A 2,579-nucleotide genomic window follows, 5' to 3' on the forward strand; every position below is an offset into this window, starting at 1 on the left:
TTCTGCACCGCACGTCAGTCGTGGCGCGGGTACTCCGGCGTGTTGATCCAGGCGTGGTCATCTTCCCAGGTGAACAGCCATTTCCGGTCCGGCCCGGCCATCACGTTCAGATAGTAGCTGTCGTAACCGGCAATCGCCGCCACCGGATGGTAACCGCGCGGCACCATCACCACATCGTGGTTGTAGGGCGCCATACAGGCGTCCAGGCTGCGGTCGTCGGTGTAGACCCGCTGGAAGGCAAAGCCCTGCGGCGGATCGAAGCGGTGATAGTAGGTTTCTTCCAGCTGCGTCTCTTTGCCCGGCTGGGCGGTATCATGCTTATGCGACGGCCACGAGCTGGTGGCCCCCTCGTCGGTGTAGACTTCCACCACCAACAGGCAGTCCGCCTCGGCGCTGTCCGGCAGAATATTATGCACCCGGCGCTGATTGCGCCCTTTCCCACGGTGCTCTACCCCGACGTCTTCCGGCCGAATGAGGCGTGCCGGGAAGCTGCCTTTGCCCGGCGCGCTGCATACCGCCAGCTCCAGATCGGAATCGGCGGTCACCTCAACTTTATCCTGCGGCGGGACGTAGACCGACCACGGCGGGGTGCGTTCAAACGGCGACATCCGTTTACCGAGATTCGGGAAATCGGCATGTTGCGTTTTCACCGACGCCAGCCCAGCGACCAGCACCAGGCACAGCTCGCGATCGCCGCTCTCCAGCGTCACGGTCTGCCCTTTTTTCAACATCCAGACATCAAAGCCGATATAGCGCCAACCGGCGCTTTGCGGCGTAATATGCTGGATCTGTCCCTCTTTTCGCGATTTAGCCAGTAACGACATGGCGCTCTCCTTCGCCGATTAACCTAACGTCGGCATGCTGAATTCAGATACGGTCTGCTGCCCTGCCGGCCAGCGTACGGTGGCGGTCTTCATACGCGTGTAGAAGCGCACGCCGTCCGGCCCGTGGACGTTCAACGCGCCAAACACCGAGCGCTTCCAGCCGCCGAAGCTGTGGAACGCCATCGGCACCGGGACCGGCACGTTCACCCCAACCATCCCCGCCTGCACGTCGTGGACGAATTCACGCGCGGTGTGGCCGTTGCTGGTGAAAACGGCGCTGCCGTTGCCAAACTCATGGCTGTTGACCAGCTCAAGGGCGCTGTTATAGTCCGCCGCGCGCACAATCCCCAGCACCGGGCCAAAGATCTCTTCACGCCAGATGGTCATCTCCGGGGTGACGTGATCGAACAGGGTGCCGCCGACATAGTAGCCCGCGTCGTAACCCGGCACGCGCAGTTTGCGGCCATCGACCACCAGTTTTGCCCCTTCGCTTTCGCCTTTATCAATATAGCCGAGCACTTTTTTCTGGTGGGTATCAGACACCACCGGTCCCATCTCGTTCTCTTCCTGGCCGCGCATGCAGCCCGGACCTACTTTCAGCGCTTCCACCAGCGGCTTCAGGCGGGCGATCAGTTTGTCGGCGGTTTCATCTCCCACCGCCACCACCACCGGCAGCGCCATGCAGCGCTCGCCTGCGGAGCCAAAAGCGCCGCCCATAATGGCGTTAACGGTGGCGTCGAGATCGGCATCCGGCATCACAATCGCGTGGTTTTTGGCGGCGCCGAAGGCCTGCACTCGCTTGCCGTGGGCGCTGGCGGTCTTATAGATATACTCCGCCACGCCGGAGGAGCCGACGAAGCTCACCGCCGCAATACGCGGGTCAGTGTACAGCTGCTCGGCATCTTCATTGCTGCAGTGCACGACGTTAAACACGCCGTCCGGCAGACCGGCCTCTTTCAGCAGCTCTGCCAGACGCACAGCGGCCGTCGGCGCCAGCGCGGGCGGCTTGAGGACGAAACTGTTGCCGCAGGCCAGCGCCAGCGGGAACATCCACATCGGCACCATCGCCGGGAAGTTAAACGGGGTGATCCCTGCCACCACGCCCAGGGGCTGCATCAGCGAGTAGCTGTCGACGCCGGTGCCGACGTCAGAGGAGTATTCGCCTTTAATCAGGTGCGGGATCCCGCAGGCGAATTCGACCACTTCCATACCGCGGGTCAGCTCGCCCAGCGCATCCGACCACACCTTACCGTGCTCGCTGACGATGATCCCCGCCAGCTCTTCCACGTGCTGCTCCAGCAACATTTTGAAGTTGAACAGCACGCGGGCGCGGCGCAGCGGCGTGGTACGGGACCAGCTGTCAAACGCATCGCGAGCAACCTGAATCGCCTCGGAGACTTCCTGCGCGGTTGACACCGTGACTTCGCGCACCGCTTTGCCCGTCGCCGGGTCGTACACCGGCATCGTTTCGTTGCTGCTGCTAATAACGGTTTTCCCGCCAATAAAGTTTCCTGTGATCGTCATGTTCTCGCCTCATAGTGAAGGGGGCCAGCGCACACCGGCCCGTCGCTGATTCTGCTGTGCTATAACCGTAGTAAAATGAAATTTATATTTCAACATTGTTGTGAAATGAAATTTCATTTTGGTGATAACAGTCGCATTTTGCGCTAACCGGTCGCCTGTGCGCTTCCCGCATCGCACCTCGTTGCCCTCGACGCCAGGCTTCCCCCCCCCCCCCCGCCCGGCGGCGGGGGG

Annotated in this window: 2 protein-coding genes; both read right to left on the bottom strand. The window is 61.8% G+C overall.

Translation table 11 applies throughout. The features are described from left to right. Positions 1-14 precede the first annotated feature (14 nt). Entirely contained in the window at positions 15-824 is an 810-nt protein-coding gene (gene iolB / locus HMPREF9538_RS00240; RefSeq protein ID WP_004177654.1) for a 5-deoxy-glucuronate isomerase, read from the bottom strand. Positions 825-842: 18 nt separating this feature from the next. Next, on the bottom strand, positions 843-2,348 hold the full coding sequence (locus tag HMPREF9538_RS00235) for a CoA-acylating methylmalonate-semialdehyde dehydrogenase (RefSeq protein ID WP_009486529.1): 1,506 nt from the start codon (positions 2,346-2,348) through the stop codon (positions 843-845). Positions 2,349-2,579 lie beyond the last annotated feature (231 nt).

Origin of the sequence: Klebsiella sp. MS 92-3 (genome assembly GCF_000195655.1) — a bacterium.
In the GTDB taxonomy this organism is placed as follows: Bacteria; Pseudomonadota; Gammaproteobacteria; order Enterobacterales; family Enterobacteriaceae; genus Klebsiella; species Klebsiella pneumoniae.